Origin of the sequence: Rhizobium hidalgonense (assembly GCF_002914525.1) — a bacterium.
GTDB classification, from domain to species: Bacteria; Pseudomonadota; Alphaproteobacteria; order Rhizobiales; family Rhizobiaceae; genus Rhizobium; species Rhizobium hidalgonense.
Genome location: NZ_LODW01000050.1, coordinates 34,478 through 49,527, shown reverse-complemented (window position 1 = coordinate 49,527; position 15,050 = coordinate 34,478). Strand labels below are relative to the sequence as shown.

At 58.0% G+C, this 15,050-nt stretch carries 16 protein-coding genes; 9 read left to right on the top strand and 7 right to left on the bottom strand.

Translation table 11 applies throughout. From position 1 onward, the window contains the following. Positions 1–8: 8 nt before the first annotated feature. Positions 9–932 carry a 2-hydroxyacid dehydrogenase gene (locus ATY29_RS13070; RefSeq protein WP_097536559.1) on the top strand — a complete coding sequence of 308 codons (924 nt, stop codon included), beginning with the start codon at positions 9–11 and terminating at the stop codon, positions 930–932. Positions 933–961: 29 nt separating this feature from the next. Next, on the top strand, positions 962–1,315 hold the full coding sequence (locus tag ATY29_RS13065) for a cupin domain-containing protein (RefSeq protein ID WP_003567805.1): 354 nt from the start codon (positions 962–964) through the stop codon (positions 1,313–1,315). Positions 1,316–1,691: 376 nt separating this feature from the next. Here the strand turns inward: ATY29_RS13065 and ATY29_RS13060 are convergent, their stop codons facing one another. The 7 genes from ATY29_RS13060 to ATY29_RS13030 form a co-directional block, all read right to left on the bottom strand. Then, complete coding sequence (locus ATY29_RS13060; RefSeq protein WP_003567803.1) at positions 1,692–2,135, bottom strand: Lrp/AsnC family transcriptional regulator; 444 nt, start codon at positions 2,133–2,135, stop codon at positions 1,692–1,694. Positions 2,136–2,154: 19 nt separating this feature from the next. Next, positions 2,155–2,940: a homoserine kinase gene (locus tag ATY29_RS13055; RefSeq protein ID WP_097536558.1), complete on the bottom strand. Its 786-nt coding sequence runs from the start codon at positions 2,938–2,940 to the stop codon at positions 2,155–2,157. Between the two features lie 29 nt (positions 2,941–2,969). Continuing rightward, on the bottom strand, positions 2,970–4,367 hold the full coding sequence (locus ATY29_RS13050) for an aspartate ammonia-lyase (RefSeq protein ID WP_097536557.1): 1,398 nt from the start codon (positions 4,365–4,367) through the stop codon (positions 2,970–2,972). Between the two features lie 11 nt (positions 4,368–4,378). Further along, positions 4,379–5,257, bottom strand: a complete 879-nt coding sequence (gene dapA / locus ATY29_RS13045) for a 4-hydroxy-tetrahydrodipicolinate synthase (protein WP_097536556.1) — start codon at positions 5,255–5,257, stop codon at positions 4,379–4,381. Between the two features lie 50 nt (positions 5,258–5,307). After that, positions 5,308–6,720 (bottom strand): aldehyde dehydrogenase family protein, encoded by a 1,413-nt coding sequence (locus tag ATY29_RS13040; RefSeq protein ID WP_025418503.1) that lies wholly within the window; start codon positions 6,718–6,720, stop codon positions 5,308–5,310. Then, a complete protein-coding gene (locus ATY29_RS13035) occupies positions 6,720–7,781 on the bottom strand; it encodes a homoserine dehydrogenase (RefSeq protein ID WP_003567792.1) in 1,062 nt (353 codons plus the stop codon). Before ATY29_RS13035 ends, ATY29_RS13040 begins: the two co-directional genes overlap by 1 nt. 245 nt (positions 7,782–8,026) lie before the next feature. Further along, positions 8,027–8,503, bottom strand: a complete 477-nt coding sequence (locus ATY29_RS13030) for an Lrp/AsnC family transcriptional regulator (protein WP_003567790.1) — start codon at positions 8,501–8,503, stop codon at positions 8,027–8,029. 172 nt (positions 8,504–8,675) lie between these two features. Here ATY29_RS13030 and ATY29_RS13025 point away from each other — a divergent pair, with 172 nt between their 5' ends. The 7 genes from ATY29_RS13025 to ATY29_RS12995 all read left to right on the top strand — a co-directional run bounded on the left by ATY29_RS13025 (position 8,676) and on the right by ATY29_RS12995 (position 14,935). Next, positions 8,676–10,076: an aspartate aminotransferase family protein gene (locus tag ATY29_RS13025; RefSeq protein ID WP_097536555.1), complete on the top strand. Its 1,401-nt coding sequence runs from the start codon at positions 8,676–8,678 to the stop codon at positions 10,074–10,076. Positions 10,077–10,105: 29 nt separating this feature from the next. Next, complete coding sequence (locus ATY29_RS13020; protein ID WP_097536553.1) at positions 10,106–10,882, top strand: amino acid ABC transporter ATP-binding protein; 777 nt, start codon at positions 10,106–10,108, stop codon at positions 10,880–10,882. A gap of 38 nt (positions 10,883–10,920) precedes the next feature. Next, positions 10,921–11,739, top strand: a complete 819-nt coding sequence (locus tag ATY29_RS13015) for a transporter substrate-binding domain-containing protein (RefSeq protein ID WP_097536551.1) — start codon at positions 10,921–10,923, stop codon at positions 11,737–11,739. Positions 11,740–11,800: 61 nt separating this feature from the next. Continuing rightward, on the top strand, positions 11,801–12,514 hold the full coding sequence (locus ATY29_RS13010; protein WP_003567782.1) for an ABC transporter permease subunit: 714 nt from the start codon (positions 11,801–11,803) through the stop codon (positions 12,512–12,514). 1 nt (position 12,515) lies between these two features. Further along, the gene (locus tag ATY29_RS13005; protein WP_025418505.1) at positions 12,516–13,196 is read left to right on the top strand and encodes an ABC transporter permease; all 681 of its coding nucleotides are present in this window, start codon (positions 12,516–12,518) and stop codon (positions 13,194–13,196) included. A gap of 23 nt (positions 13,197–13,219) precedes the next feature. After that, a complete protein-coding gene (locus ATY29_RS13000; protein ID WP_025418506.1) occupies positions 13,220–13,573 on the top strand; it encodes a cupin domain-containing protein in 354 nt (117 codons plus the stop codon). 42 nt (positions 13,574–13,615) lie between these two features. Then, positions 13,616–14,935, top strand: coding sequence for an NAD(P)/FAD-dependent oxidoreductase (locus ATY29_RS12995; RefSeq protein WP_165779426.1), 1,320 nt, complete (start codon positions 13,616–13,618; stop codon positions 14,933–14,935). The last annotated feature ends 115 nt before the right edge of the window (positions 14,936–15,050 follow it).

The following is a 15,050-nucleotide window of genomic DNA, read 5'->3' as shown; positions in this document are numbered from 1 at the left end:
AGAGCTTCATGGTTTTCTGGTTCAATTCGGATCGAGAAAGAGGTCGCGTCTTCGCCGAAGCTTTTGCACGCGACCTGCCCGATCTGCCCTTCGTGATGGATATTTCGGAGCGCGATCCGGACGAAATCCGGTACATTCTCACGTGGACCGCGCCGCCCGACCTCCATCGTTTCAGGAACTTGAAGGTTGTCTTCTCGATCGGCGCCGGCGTCGATCAATTCAAGCCAGAATCGCTTCCCCCAAACGTCATGCTCGTCCGGATGGTCGAGGACGGTATCGTGCGGATGATGCAAGAATATGTCACGCTCGCTGTGCTCGCCCTGCACCGCAAGTTGAAGGCCTATATCGAACAGCAGGCTGATGCCGCCTGGCTCTCGCTTCCTGTGCGACAAGCTGGCGAGCAGCGGATCGGCATCCTTGGCCTTGGCATGCTCGCCCAGGCCGTTATTGAGCGACTGAAGCCCTTCGGCTTTCCGCTTGCCGCCTGGAGCCGCTCGAAACGACAAGTGGATGATGTTGATTGCTATCACGGCCCGGAGGGCCTCACGCCGTTCCTTGCGCGCACAGACATCCTGATCTGTCTCCTGCCGCTGACCCAAGAGACACAAGGACTACTCGACGCCGGGGTCTTCGCGACCCTTCCATCGGGCGCGGCGCTCGTCCACGTGGGGCGCGGCGCGCAACTCGATCATGACGCGCTGCTTGCGGCTCTCGATGATGGACATCTGTCGGGTGCGGTCATCGATGTCACCGAACCTGAACCCTTGCCCCCCGAACATGGTTTCTGGAGGCACCCGAAGATCATCCTGACGCCGCACATCGCGAGCGTCACGCAAGCAGAAACGGCGGCCCGCGCCGTCATCGACAACATCAAACGCCTTCGCAACGGTCTCGACCCGATCGGGCTCGTCGATCGCGACCGCGGTTATTGAAGCTGCAACCAGGAGAGCAAGGAGAAAACATGTCCCTCCTCAAGACCATAGTACCCAACAGCACCGAAGCGCCTCGCGAGTCCAAGCCGGGGCCAGAACGCCTGATCTCCGGCGATCCCTCGTTCAAGAGCTGGCCCCAGGACGTTGCGCGAGACGATATAATTCACACCGGCGTCTGGGAAGCGACACCGGGCCTGACGCGCTCCGTCAAGGGAGAGACATTCGAGTTCTGCCACATCCTTGAAGGCATCGTGGAAATCACCCCGGACGGCGGTGAACCGGTGACCTACAAAGCAGGCGACAGTTTCGTGATGAAACCCGGATTTATCGGCACCTGGCGCACCGTCGAAACGGTCCGGAAAATCTACGTCACTGTCAACTAACCAATTCCGCCGCCTTCGTGCGCGCGTTGCGACTGATCGGCCCTGCACAACAACGAACAGTAAATCGGCGGAGAAGCGTTTGCTCTCCGCCGATGTGAGGGCGCCGACGCGAATGTCGGAGCCGAAGACGTGGGATTCAACATATGATCGGCAAGGGGTAGTCCGCTCGCCGATGACAGGCCGGCCACCAGTCTGGGACTCTCTTCATTCGAAGCCCCATGAGGTGAACAACAACTCGGATCGGCCTGCTTGCTGGAATGATCATAGTCCGCTCGCACAGAGCTATGGTGGCCCATTTTGCGCGTCCGCCATTAGAGTCCGGAGCCGGGGCAGTTGTTGGGCGGACACCTGCCCCTTTTTCACCGATCACACCGGATTATCTTCGGATTACAGAGGATAGGGCGAACGCAGTCAGTGTGTCGCGCACGCCGGGCATCTCGGCGATCAATTGCCAAATCTGCCGGATGCGGTCGGCCTCGGGGGACTCGACCCGCACGAGGAGATCGAAATCACCGGTCATAACGTCGCAAGCAACGACTTCTGGGATCTTTCGTAGCGCCTGAACGACTTCGCCGCCCCGCATGCGATCGTGCCGATAGACGAAAATTAATGCGGTTGTGACGTTTTGGCTATTCCCTCCATCCCCGGTGAGGATTGTATATCCCTTGATGAAGCCTTCTCGTTCGAGACGTTCGATTCGCACCCGCACGGCGTTGCGAGAAAGGTTCACCTTCGCCGACAAATCCGCGTGCGAGATACGGGCGTTGGCCTTCAATTCGACAAGTATCTGTTCGTCAGTTCGATCGAGAAGATATTTCATGGATATTGAGCTGGGCCGCTTAACCTAGAATGTCGGGGGTTACGGACCGATAAGCTAACACGGCGATTTCCGGTAGTAATGTTCTTTCCTTCTTGCTCGAAAATCGCCTTGATGTCGAAGCCATTATGAATCCTGGCAGCGCCTTTTTTTCCGCGTCAGTCAGGCTGCGGACTCCCTGATACCCCTGCAGCAGCGCTCGCGCCCGCTCTTTGTTCAGCTCTCCATTGATCTCGCCGGCCCAACCGACAAGCGCATCAGCAAGCTCCGACACCAGCGAGTCCTCGTGCCGAAGCCTGAAATTGATGACCCCGCTGACTTCTTCTCCGAGGAAAAAGACGTTCTCCTGGACCAATGCGCCATGAATTGCGCCAGTGGGAAGATCCGTCGATTTGCACTTCGCTTTTCGTTCCAGGACGGTGTGTATTTCAGCCATCACGCGGCCCAGGCTGAGGCATTTTGCCGGGTTTGCAAATGTGGGTGAGGCGCCGGGTACGAAGCTGACCATGGCGACCAATCGACCTGCGGCCCGAGACGTGGCGTGGCCGTCGACAGTGCGTAGCGGCTTCGGGCAGGGGACGCCATGTCGATAAAGCGCCTCCATAGTTTCGAAGGCCCTTTCCAGATCTGAAGGTTGGGCTCCGTTCTCGAATAGTGTTACGATGAATTCGCCTTCCCTCGTCCGAAACAGATAGGTCGTCTCGGAGTCGCCGTCCGCGATGCCAATCACCGACAGAAGCGACGTCAAGCCATAAGCCGCGGCAATGAGTTGGCGATCTTCGTCAGAAAGCTCAGTAAAAACAGCCATTTCCACCCCTTATGTGGCCGATGCACGCATCAGAAATTTGCGAAGGCCGCGCTACCTTCAAAGAGCTCTTCAACTTGACCGGAGGCTAGGATACCTTCCTCTTCCACGACCTGCCGCAGCCCCCGCTTTTCGGTCAGGGCTTTCTTGGAAAGCTGGGCTGCCTTACTGTAGCCGATTAGCAACGCCAACGGTGTCGCTAGGACAAGAGACTGATCGAGGAGGTCCTTGCAACGGTCGACATCAACTTCAATGCCAGCGACGCACCGCTGCTTAAAAATTTCCATGCCCCGCGTCAACATCCGCATGGACTGTAGGATGTTGAGGATGATTACCGGCTCCATCGCATTGAGTTGCAACTGCCCCGCACTTGCCGCCAGGGTGACAGTAAGATCATTTCCGATAACCTGAAATGCGATTTGGTTCATCATTTCCGGAATGACGGCGTTGACTTTACCGGGCATGATCGAGGAACCGGCCTGTACAGGCGGAAGTCGGATTTCTCCCAAGCCGCCCCTCGGCCCACTGCTCAAGAGCCGCAGATCATTGCAGACCTTTGTCAGCTTCACAGCCATCCGCTTGAGGACACTTGAGATGGAAACGAAGCCACCGGTGTCGGACGTGGCCTCAATCAGATTTCGAGCTCGGATGAGCTGGATACCGGAAATCTGTGTGAGGTGGGCGCAAGCCGCGGCTGGAAAGCCGCGGGGGACGTTGATCGAAGTTCCGATCGCGGATCCGCCGAGATTAACCTCTTTCAACTGCCCGGAAGCGGACTGCAGTTGGTTGATATCTGCGTCGATCAGCTCGGCGAACGCATCAAATTCCTGCCCGACTGTCATTGGGACGGCGTCCTGCAACTGAGTGCGGCCGACCTTCAGCACAGTCGCATATTCATTCGCCTTGGCGCGGAATGCTTCGCGCAGCCCGACCTGGGACTCGATCAGCCCTTCGCAAGCACGAAGAATGGTCAGACGCAGCGCGGTCGGATAGACATCGTTTGTCGACTGGGACAAGTTCACTTCATCGTTCGGATGAAGCTTGTCATAGTCGCCCACATTCGCACCGAGCTTCAAGAGCGCCAGGTTCGCAACAACTTCATTCACGTTCATGTTGGTGGACGTTCCGGCGCCACCCTGCATCATATCGACCGGGAAGTTCTCATCAACGCATTTCAACTCGATGAGCTCATCGCAAGCCTCTGAGATCGCCGACGCTTTCTCCGCTGACAGAAGGCTAAGCTCGGCGTTTGCACACGCGGCCGCTTTCTTGACCATAGCCATAGACTGAATGAGTTCGGGGAAGTCTTTCAGGCGAAGGCCTGAAACGGTGAAGTTGAGCTCGGCTCGCCGCGTATGGACACCGTAGAGAACGTCACCGGGGATAGGGAGGGGGCCGATCAAATCGGTCTCTATGCGTTCAATTCCCATTCACCGCTCCCCTAGTCCAGAATTCCGGCGTGGCGCATGGCATGAGTGATAACCTCTTTGACAGGCTGGCTCACCTCCACGAGGGGGAGGCGGAGGTCACCGCGGATCTTCGAGAGTTGCGCCAGCGCGAATTTCACCCCAGCCGGGCTGGTCTCGAGGAATAGCGCGCGATGCAGAGGCATCAGTCGATCTTGAAGAGCCAGTGCTGCCGCGAAGTCGCCTTTCAGGCATGCCCGCTGGAAGTCTGCACACAGCCGGGGAGCGACGTTCGCGGTCACGGAGATACAACCGTGGCCGCCGTGGGCCATGTAACCCAGCGCCGTGCCGTCTTCGCCGGTGAGAAGATTGAACTCATTGCCGCAGGCCATACGCTCCAGCGACGGGCGCAAGAGATTGCCTGTCGCGTCCTTGACACCCTTAACGTAGGGACAATCTCTAAAAATCCGGGCAAGCGTTTCGACTTCAATATCGATCACGCTCCGACCCGGGATATTGTAGACAATGATCGGAGCCGCAGCTTCAGCGTCGATGGCCTTGAAGTGCTGATAGATTCCCTCTTGGGTGGGTTTATTGTAGTAGGGCGCGACGATCAGCAAACCGTCCGCGCCGGCCTCCTGTGCGTGCCGCACGAAGCTGATCGCTTCCTCGGTGCTGTTGGAGCCGGCGCCGGCAATCACCGGAACGCGACCGTTCGCTGCCGCGACCGCGAGTTCCACGACTTGCTTGTGTTCGGCATGGCTGAGGGTCGGGCTTTCCCCCGTTGTTCCGCAGGGGACGAGCCCTGACGTGCCTTCGGCGATCTGCCATTCAATGAGGCTGCGGAGGGCAATCTCATCGACTTTCCCATCGGCAAAAGGGGTGACAAGGGCAGTGATGGATCCGTTGAACATCTTGACTTCCAAAAACGACGATGGGTTCAAATTGGCGCCGGCGCCGGCGATCAGTGCTGCAGCGACGTGATGCAGACGACCTTCGGCTGGGTCATGTCCTCATAAGCAAAGCGAACGCCTTCGCGCCCCATGCTGCCGTATTTGAATCCGCCAAACGGCATTGCGTCGAACCGATAGTCGGACGACTGGTTGATCATGACACCGCCGGCATCGATCCGCTTGGCGGCCTCCAGAGCACTGGCAAGATCGTTGGTAAAGATCCCGGCATGGAGGCTATATTCCGGCGTGTTAGCCAACTCTATTGCCTCTTCAAGTTCATCGAACGGCTGCAGCATGACGACGGGGGCGAAGACTTCCTCATTCAGGACGTCGCACGTGGCCTGCACGTTTTCTAGGACGGTCGGGGGATAGAGTGTGCCTGCTGGCTTGTGACCGCAAAGCAGCGTCGCGCCGGCAGCAATTGCTCGTTCCACCATGGCGGCGGCGCGGTTCACCGCACGTTCGGAGATCATCGGACCCATGTCAGTCTCAGCGTTCATCGGATCGCCGGTCTTCATCCGGACGGTTTGGGCCACGAACTCGGTCTTGAAGTGTTCATAGACCGAGCGTTGCACCAGAATCCGCTGCGTTCCGATGCAGTTCTGGCCAGCCGCCCAGAAGGCGCCTGACACACAATCTTCCACGGCGGCCTGAACATCGCTGTTTTCCATCACGATAACCGGCGCATTGCCACCGAGATCCATTGCGAGCTTCTTGATGCCTGCAGATCTCGCAATGGCCTCGCCCGTGACAAATCCCCCTGTAAAGGAGATCATGCGAACGTCTTTTGCCGAGACAAGTGCCTTGCCCAGGTCGGCGCCGCCGACAGCGACCGTGATGACCTCTTCCGGCAAGCCGCTTTCGATCAAGACCTCTACCAACTTGATGGCGGAGAGAGGCGTAAGCTCCGACGGCTTCAGAAGTACCGCGTTTGCGCCGGCAATGGCGGGGCCAAGCTTGTGGGCCACCAGATTGAGCGGGTCGTTGTAAGGCGTGATCGCGGCGATGATCCCTAGCGGCGCCCGGGTATACCAGCCCTGACGAGATTCCGAGCCAGCATAGGCATCAAACGGAATGACTTCGCCAGCATTGCGCTTGGCTTCTTCGGCGGAGAGTTTCAGTGTGTTGACACAACGTGTCGCCTCCTTGCGGGCCTGGGCAATTGTCTTCCCCGCCTCCTGAACGATCAGGAGCGCAAACTCCTCCTTGCGTTCTTCGATGGTGGCTGCGGCCCTTTCGAGAATTGCAGAGCGCTGGTGGCGGGGGAGCGACCGGGCAATCTGCGCGCCGCGCCTGGCGCGTTCGAGCAACAGGTCCACAGCCTCGGCACTGGTCTCTGGGATTGCGCCGACAAAGCTTCCATCGAACGGATTAGTGACGATGATCTCCTTGGAAGAGGCGGGTTTCAAGGCGAGACCGGGCATCACGCGGCCTCCTTCGCGAAATTTGCCGACTGCGCATTGTGTATAGCCACGATGTCGGACAGCAGCGCGTAGGCGGTTTCGACTCGACCGGCGCCCGGGCCACTCATTGTGACTGGGCCGAGAAGCTCTGTGTTCAGCGATACCGCGTTGGTGGCGCCATTGACGCCGGTGAGCGGGTGTCCGAGGGCAAGCTGTTTGGGCGCGACACTGCCGGTTATCGTCCCGTCGGCATTGCGAACTGCTGACCCGACCAGTTTCCAACGCCTTCCAGTCTTGGCAGCTGCTTGAATGTCGGAGGGAGAAAGCTTGGAGATGCCGTTGCAGGAGACATCCTCGGGCTTGAGATTTGCTCCCAGCAGCTCATTTGCTAAGATCACGACTTTCAGGCGAACGTCGAAACCCTCGACATCGGCGGTCGGATCGGCTTCGGCATAGCCCAGCGCCTGCGCTTCCGCGACGGCGCTGGCGAAGTCGAGACCCTCCTCCATGCGGCCGAGGACGAAGTTCGACGTGCCGTTGAGGATCCCTTCGAACCCTTTCACCTCTGCGCCGGCAAGGGTCTTCTCTGCCATCCTTATGACGGGCGTGCCGCTCATGACGGAGCCCTCATACTCGAAATGAACGCTGTTCGCCTTGGCAAGGGCCTTCAGTTCCCGAGCAGCGATTGCGACAGGCCCCTTGTTCGTGGTGACGACGTGCTTGCCCGAGTTCAGAGCCCAGCGGCAGTGCGAAACCGCCGGTTCGCCGTCCATCGGGTTCGTAAATGTCGCCTCTACGACGATGTCGGCAGGCGCCGTCTTGATGATGGCTTCGTTATCGGCCTCGGCATTGCCGCCGGAGAGCCGGCCAAAACCGCCTTTCGCGAAATTCGCCTCCACGAGGGTTTTGGCATCCAGGCCATTCGGCGAAATGACGGAGCCCAGATGGAGATCGCTGACCGCAACGATGTTCAGGCGGAAACCAAGGTCCCGTTCCCACAGAGGATTCTTTATGGCGATGAGCTCGGCCAAAGCCCGGTTGACGCCACCAAATCCGATTAGGGCAATATTGTAGATCTTCATGTGGTTTCCTCCGATGAGCGATTTATGCGCATATCATCAGATGCAAATCGCTCAGTCGGAACGGCACAAATAGACCAATCTGCCGTGCATTTTGCTCATGATGCTGACCGCTTGCCCGTCCAGCCCGGCCCCAGCACGCGGCGGGATAGGTGGTTCGTGCGAAGAAACCGGCTCGCCCCAGCAATACGTCGAAGTGCCAATCTTTGCGCAAAGTGGAGGCGTCTGAGCGGCTGTCTGCGGAAACCTCAGGAAAAGTGATCAAAGTCGATCGGAACTGAAAAGCCAGTCTTGACGCGGTCCATGACCACCATTGTCTTGAAGCCTTTGATATCGGGATTTTCATAGAAGAACTTGCGGGTGAAGACCTCATAGTCCTCCATGCTCTCGGCAGTAACGATGAGGACGAAATCCGCATCTCCCGTTACGTAGTAGCCGTTCATTACTTCCGGCGTCTGCCGGATCGATTGTTTGAACCGATCGACGATGTCGGCTCTTTCGCGCTCAAGCGTGACCAATACAAGCATTGCGATCGGTCGGCCGACAGATTTGGGTTTCACAACCGCAACCTCCGCCTCAATCACTCCGGCCTCGCGCAGCCGCTTGAGGCGCCGCTGCACCGCAGTGGCCGAAAGACCGACCATCGCACCGAGCTCCTCGCTGCTGTGCCTGTTATGATTCTGCACAATGTTGAGAAGACGAGCATCTAGTCGATCGAGCTGCATTTGGAAACTCCGCAGGATTTCGTCATTTATCGCGCCGAAAAAGCAGGATTTCCTCGTCAGAGCAATACCTATGTCGGAAATGAGCGTCTCAGTGCTTCTACGCTTCACAGACAAGACAGAGGCGACAGAGACGTTCAGCCCACGATGACCTCGCTGCATGAGGAATTGAGAAATGACCAATATTGCTGAAATAGCTGAGATGGATCGCAGGACCGTTCTGCATCCATTCACCTACCTTAAAAATTACGCCGCCGGGGAGACCGATCCTACCATCGTCGAGACTGGAAAAGGCGTTCGTATCCGCGACGCATCCGGCCGGGAATATCTGGACGGGTTTGCGGGCCTCTACTGCGTGAATGTCGGCTACGGCCGGACCGAAGTCGCCGAAGCGATCGCCCGGCAGGCCTACAAGCTTGCCTATTACCATTCCTACGCCGGACACACGACCGAGGAGCTCGCACGACTTTCGGATCGACTGGTGCGAATGGCGCCAGGCAATATGTCCAAGGTCTTCTACGGGCTGTCCGGTTCGGACGCGAACGAGACGCAAGCGAAGATCGTCTGGTATTACAACAATCTTCGCGGGAAAGCGCAAAAGAAGAAGATCATCTCGCGTGAGCGTGGCTATCATGGCTGTTCTGTGGTTTCCGGTTCCATGACGGGCTTGAGCTTTTACCACGATCATATGGATCTACCGGTTTCGGGGATTCTGCGTACCGGCGTGCCGCATTTCTATCGCGGCGCGATACCTGGCGAGACCGAAGAAGCCTTTTCACAGCGTCGCGCTGATGAATTGGAAGCGCTTATTCTCGCCGAAGGGCCGGACACTGTCGGCGCCTTCATTGCGGAGCCGGTCCTTGGAACGGGAGGCATTACACCGCCGCCGGCAGGATACTGGCCGAAAATCCAAGCTGTGCTGAAGAAGTACGACGTACTGCTGATTGCCGACGAGGTGGTCTGCGGGTTTGGCCGCACCGGTGCCATGTTCGGTTCGGATCTCTACTGTATGAATCCCGATCTGATCACCGTCGCCAAGGGCTTGACCTCAGCCTATGTGCCGCTGTCGGCGGCCATCATTTCGCAGAAAGTCTACGAGGTCATGGAGGAGGCGACGCCGCGTGTGGGCTCCTTCTCACACGGTTACACCTATTCCGGTCATCCGATCGGCGCTGCGGCCGCGAACGCAGTGCTTGATATCGTCGAGCGTGAAAATCTGGCCGGACAGTCCGCGACGAAAGGCGCTTATCTTTTGCAACGGTTGAAGGCAGAGTTTGATCAGAACCCGATCGTCGGGGAAGTTCGTGGCGTCGGCATGCTTGCTGCCATCGAGTTCGTTTCCGATCGCGGTACCCGGGCTTCGTTCGATCCGGGCCTGAAAGTCGGCGCGCGCATCTCCCAAGCCGCTCGAAATCGCAACCTCATTGCGCGCGCAATGCCGCATGGAGACATTCTGGGCTTTGCACCACCACTCGTGATGACGGAAGCGGAAATCGACGAAATGGTTGCGATCGCAAGGGCTGCCGTTGACGAGGTGCTGCGGGAGCTGGACTCCCAGGGATTGGTGGCAGGATAACGAATGGGCACTCGTCTGAGGCTTTGCGCATGAACGCAATTCTAAAGGTTCACGAACTTACAAAGACGTTTGGATCGACGAAGGTGCTGGATGGTATCAGCTTCGACATGAGACAAGGTGAGGTCATTTCTCTGATCGGGTCGTCCGGATGTGGAAAAAGCACCGCACTTCGCTGTATCAACTTTCTGGAGACGCCTACATCAGGTCGGATCGAGTGCATGGGCCAGTCCGTCTCCGTCGTCAATGACGAGCGCGGCCGTAGTCAGATCGTCAACGGTCGCGATATCAGGAACCTTCGCAGACACATCGGCATGGTGTTCCAGAACTTCAATCTCTGGCCTCACCTGAGCGTCCTGTCCAACGTGACCGAGGCACTCGTTTGGGTGCTGAAACTCGGGAAGAAAGACGCCGAAGAGGTTGCGCTCTCGGCCTTGTCGAAAGTCGGCATGGCGAGCTTCCGCAACCGCTATCCGCAACAGCTTTCGGGCGGGCAGCAACAACGCGTCGCGATTGCGCGCGTTCTGGCAATGAGACCAAAACTGATGCTGTGCGATGAGCCGACATCTGCACTGGACCCCGAACTCGTGGGCGAAGTGCTGAAAGTCATAAGGGCGCTGGCGGAAGCGGGGGCTACCATCCTCCTCGTCACGCATGAAATGCGGTTCGCACGGGATGTGTCGAACCGGATGATATTCCTGCAAAACGGCCACCTTGAGCAGGATGACGAACCGAAGGAATTGTTTCGAAATCCCGCGACGGAAGGGGTGAAGCGGTTTCTATCGACAGTGATGGCGGCCAACGCCTGAAAACCGCACTACAACGAAAACCATAAGGGGTAACAATCATGATCAACAGCAATCTCATCAAGTCAGCATTCACAACCAGCCTTCTCGTCTGCGCACTGGCGACGGGCGCGTCGGCAAAGGACGGCGTTCTGCGCATCGGGACGGAGGGCGATGCGCCGAAGTTCAGCATGGCCGATCCGAGCGGCACGGTAACCGGTTTCGACGCCGATATCGCCAACGGCATCTGCGCCGAGCTGAAACTGAAGTGTGAATTCGTCGTACAGACATTCAGCTCGCTGGTGCCTTCGATGGACAGCGATCGCTTTGACGTCATCATTTCCGGCCTCGGTATCACCGCCGAACGTCAGAAGAAGATCGACTACTCCATCCCCTATGCGACAACACCACTCTATTTCGCTGTCGCCAAGGACTCCCCGCTTGCAGGTCTCAAGAGCCTCGCCGAAATCGAGAAGGCTCTCCAGGGCAAGAGTGTCGGCGTCGTCACCGGGACGACCTACGCCAGGTTCATTGAGAAGCGGCTGAACGGCGTCGATCTTAAGACATACGACGCCGTCACGCAGCTGACCGCCGATCTCGCGAGCGGCCGTATCGACATCGCCTTCGCGGATTCGCCGACATGGATGGATTTTCTCGCAACGCCTGACGGCGCCAACTTCACCAGAATCGACCTGAAAATCATGGCCATGGACGACCCAGACGTCCTTGGCCATGGCATGGGAGTCGGGATGCGCAAAGGCAATACCGAGCTCAAGACCAAGGTTGATGCCGCCCTCTGCAAGATGATCAACGATGGCAAGGTCAAGGAAGCATCGATGCATTGGTTCCAGGACGACTACACGATTCCCTGCAAGAAGTGATCGTTTCGAACATGAAGCCTGCCTTGGCACGGGCCAAGGCAGGGTCACGGGGATTGTGTCCATGTTGGGTGACCTTTGGGTGTTGATGGTGGAGCAAAGTTGGGCGCTCGCTCTGCTGAAAGGAAGTGTCGTCACGATCGCGATCGGTTTGATCGGAATGACATGCGGTTTTCTGGTTGCAACGCCCTTGGCCATCATGCGCTGGCGGAAGGTCAAGGTCGTTTCGCAACTGGTCGACGGGTACAGCATTCTTGTTCGTGGCGTTCCGGGCTTGTTGGTCATCTATCTCCTGTTTTTCGGGTCGATCGAGTGGGTGAAGGCGATTACGGCTGCGTTCGGCTACCAGGACTCGGCTGATAACGCATACCCCTATATCATCGGGGTAATCGCGATTGCCGTCATCTCGTGCGCCTATTCGATCGAAGTCATCCGGGGTGCGCTTCAGGCGGTGCCTTACGGTCTGCTGGAAGCCGCTCAGTCGCTCGCGTTGCCAAGAGGTGTAACGTTTATGCGCATCACGTTCCCACTGGCACTGCGACTGGCGCTTGGCGGGATCAACAACGTCTGGCAGATGACGATCAAGGACACTTCGCTAGTCTCGGTCGTCGGCTTACAGGAATTGATGAGGACGGCTGCCATCGGTGCGGGAATCACACGATCCCCGCTGCTTTTCTACTGTATCGCTGCGGCGCTCTTCTTCTGCATGACCGCAGTCAGTCAAACCGCGTTTTCCAGCGCAGAACGTGCGCTCGACCGCGGCTTCCGAGGACGCTGACATGGATCTTGGGATAATTGCTTATGCCGTTCCGTTCCTTGTCATAGGTGCCAAGACGACCTTGCTGATCGCCGTATTCGGCGTCGGTATTGGGCTTCCCTTTGGTGTCGCCGTCGGGCTCGCGCGCTGCTCGAGAAGCCAGGCATTGCGCCGCGTTTGCGACGCTTACTGTGCGATCTTCCGCGGCACGCCTATGCTGGTGCAGGTCTTCGTCATCTATTACGGCTTGGCCCAGGTGAGTTTTATTCGTCAGAATCCGTTTCTGTGGTGGATGATTGGAGACGGGTTGAACGCTGCGGTCCTTGCCGTGGTGCTCAACACAGGTGCCTACACGGCCGAGATTTTCCGCACGGCTTTCCTCTCCCTGCCCAAAGGACTTATCGAGGCGGCAGAAGCCTGCGGCATGCACCCGTGGCATGTCTTTAGGAGGGTGAAATTTCCGCTTGCGGTGCGCCAGGCGCTTCCGGCCTATAGTAGCGAGGCAGCGATCATCGTGAAGGAATCCAGCCTCGCATCCACGATTACCGTTCTGGAAATCACCGGATATGCGAAGCGGCTCATGAGCGAGACGTTCGCGATCATGGACATCTTCATCATTACCGCAGCGTTCTATCTCACCATAAATATCGTCGTCTTGACGGGTTTGAAACTCCTCGAACGGCGCCTTTCGCTTGCCCGATAAACAGATCCAAGAAAGGTCTTCCAATGTCCAAACTCACTTTCGTCGATTGCGGCAACCTGCCTCAACCGCGTAAGGGCCAGCCCGCGCCTGAAAGGCTTGTCGAGGGTAATCCGCAGTTTCTTTCCTGGGACATTGCGCAGACGGCCGACGGCGTCGTTCGCTCCGGCGTCTGGGAAGCGACGCCCGGCGCCTACCGCTCGATCAAGGGCGAAACTTTCGAATTCTGTGTCATTCTTTCGGGCGTGTCCGAACTGATCGAGGATGGCTGTGAGCCGCGGCGCATCGTTGCCGGCGACGCTTTCGCCATGCATCCGGGTTTCGTCGGAACCTGGAGGGTGATCGAAACGACGCGCAAGCTCTGGGTTTGCCGAGACTAAGTCAAAATCAATTGAAATCCTCTATCCGGAACTTAAGCTCTCATGGCCCAGGCTCAAGCGCATCCCATTAAGTCCACGCCCTACTGGTGGGAGGACAGCACATTTCCCGCCCTGCCAGCGCGGAACCTCGAGAAGACGTGCGACGTGGCGATCGTTGGAGGAGGGTACACGGGTTTGTCGGCGGCCCTCGAGCTTGCCCGTGCCGGTAAGCATGTCCAGCTGTTTGACCGTCAAGCCCTTGGCCTCGCGGCATCGGGCCGCAATGGAGGCATGGCCAGCGGAAGCATCCGCCCGGGGCGCAAGGATCTGGTCAGGCGGTTCGGGCAGGAGAGGGCGCAAGCCATTCTCCTGGAAGGTAAGGCGGCGCGAGAGGATCTCTGGCGCTTCCTCAGAGATGAAAATATCGAATGCGATTTCTCGCTGTCTGGCGCCTTCAGCGGGGCCATGACGGTTGATCAAGCCGACGAACTCCGTCGTCAGGCAGAGTTTCTGCATCAGAATCTCGGCATCGAGGCATATCCGGTGGAAAGGGCCGATGTTCCGAAGTTCATCGGAACCGACCTTTATGTCGGAGGCCTTGTGCGCAATGACATCGGTGGGCTGCAGCCGGCCAAGCTTCTTGGGGCCATGATCGATCTGGTAAGTTCATCGTCGGCGATCATACATGAAAATACCGCAGTCCTTGGATCGAAAAGCGAGGCCGGAGGCGTGCGAATTCAAACGCAGCGCGGAGAGGTTTTCGCCAGAAAACTTCTTGTCTGCACTGATGGCTACACCGACGGTTTCGACCCGTGGCTCCGTCGCCGCCTTGTCCCGGTTCGCAGCAGGATAATCGCGACTGAACCGCTCGACAGAGAGGTGATAGATCGGCTGATGCCGCCACGCATGATGTATGGCGACCTGCGTAAGCTCAGCTACTATTATCGACCATCGCACGACGGATCTCGGATCTTGTTCGGCGGACGCGACGGCACGACCGAAGGAGACTCCGCCGCTCCGATTGCACATCTGCAAAGCGAACTTGCGCGGCTTTTTCCCGAACTCGCAGGAATAGGTCTTACGCACAGCTGGTTCGGCTATGTCGCCATGAACCGCGACATGATCCCGCGCATGTTCTCCCGCGGAAATACAGTCTATGCGACCGGCTATTGCGGCTCCGGTGTCGTGTGGGCCAGATGGCTGGGCAAGAAGGCGGCGTTCAAGATCCTCGGTGACCCGGAACAATCGCGTTCAGCGTTCGATTTCGATGCCGCTCCGAGGGCCGTGCCATTCTTCAAGGGCAAACCCTGGTTCATTCCTATCGTTTACTCGATGTATGCGCGGCACGACAGGAAGATGCTCCTCAGACGCCTGAAGGGCTGAGGTTCAGATGCCATACTCGTTTCTGCAAGTCCGCCACGGCGCCGAAAAAGGTTCGTGCCGTCCGCTTGCAATCAAGCCCCTGCGTTGGCGCTATGCGCAGCAGACAACAACTGGC

What these genes read in the sequence shown, in the direction of transcription:
- ATY29_RS13070 (WP_097536559.1), top strand. Translation starts at nt 9, where the DNA reads ATGGTTTTCTGGTTCAATTCGGATCGAGAAAGAGGTCGCGTCTTCGCC.
- ATY29_RS13065 (WP_003567805.1), top strand. Translation starts at nt 962, where the DNA reads ATGTCCCTCCTCAAGACCATAGTACCCAACAGCACCGAAGCGCCTCGC.
- ATY29_RS13060 (WP_003567803.1), bottom strand. Translation starts at nt 2,135, where the DNA reads ATGAAATATCTTCTCGATCGAACTGACGAACAGATACTTGTCGAATTG.
- ATY29_RS13055 (WP_097536558.1), bottom strand. Translation starts at nt 2,940, where the DNA reads ATGGCTGTTTTTACTGAGCTTTCTGACGAAGATCGCCAACTCATTGCC.
- ATY29_RS13050 (WP_097536557.1), bottom strand. Translation starts at nt 4,367, where the DNA reads ATGGGAATTGAACGCATAGAGACCGATTTGATCGGCCCCCTCCCTATC.
- dapA (WP_097536556.1), bottom strand. Translation starts at nt 5,257, where the DNA reads ATGTTCAACGGATCCATCACTGCCCTTGTCACCCCTTTTGCCGATGGG.
- ATY29_RS13040 (WP_025418503.1), bottom strand. Translation starts at nt 6,720, where the DNA reads ATGCCCGGTCTCGCCTTGAAACCCGCCTCTTCCAAGGAGATCATCGTC.
- ATY29_RS13035 (WP_003567792.1), bottom strand. Translation starts at nt 7,781, where the DNA reads ATGAAGATCTACAATATTGCCCTAATCGGATTTGGTGGCGTCAACCGG.
- ATY29_RS13030 (WP_003567790.1), bottom strand. Translation starts at nt 8,503, where the DNA reads ATGCAGCTCGATCGACTAGATGCTCGTCTTCTCAACATTGTGCAGAAT.
- ATY29_RS13025 (WP_097536555.1), top strand. Translation starts at nt 8,676, where the DNA reads ATGACCAATATTGCTGAAATAGCTGAGATGGATCGCAGGACCGTTCTG.
- ATY29_RS13020 (WP_097536553.1), top strand. Translation starts at nt 10,106, where the DNA reads ATGAACGCAATTCTAAAGGTTCACGAACTTACAAAGACGTTTGGATCG.
- ATY29_RS13015 (WP_097536551.1), top strand. Translation starts at nt 10,921, where the DNA reads ATGATCAACAGCAATCTCATCAAGTCAGCATTCACAACCAGCCTTCTC.
- ATY29_RS13010 (WP_003567782.1), top strand. Translation starts at nt 11,801, where the DNA reads ATGTTGGGTGACCTTTGGGTGTTGATGGTGGAGCAAAGTTGGGCGCTC.
- ATY29_RS13005 (WP_025418505.1), top strand. Translation starts at nt 12,516, where the DNA reads ATGGATCTTGGGATAATTGCTTATGCCGTTCCGTTCCTTGTCATAGGT.
- ATY29_RS13000 (WP_025418506.1), top strand. Translation starts at nt 13,220, where the DNA reads ATGTCCAAACTCACTTTCGTCGATTGCGGCAACCTGCCTCAACCGCGT.
- ATY29_RS12995 (WP_165779426.1), top strand. Translation starts at nt 13,616, where the DNA reads ATGGCCCAGGCTCAAGCGCATCCCATTAAGTCCACGCCCTACTGGTGG.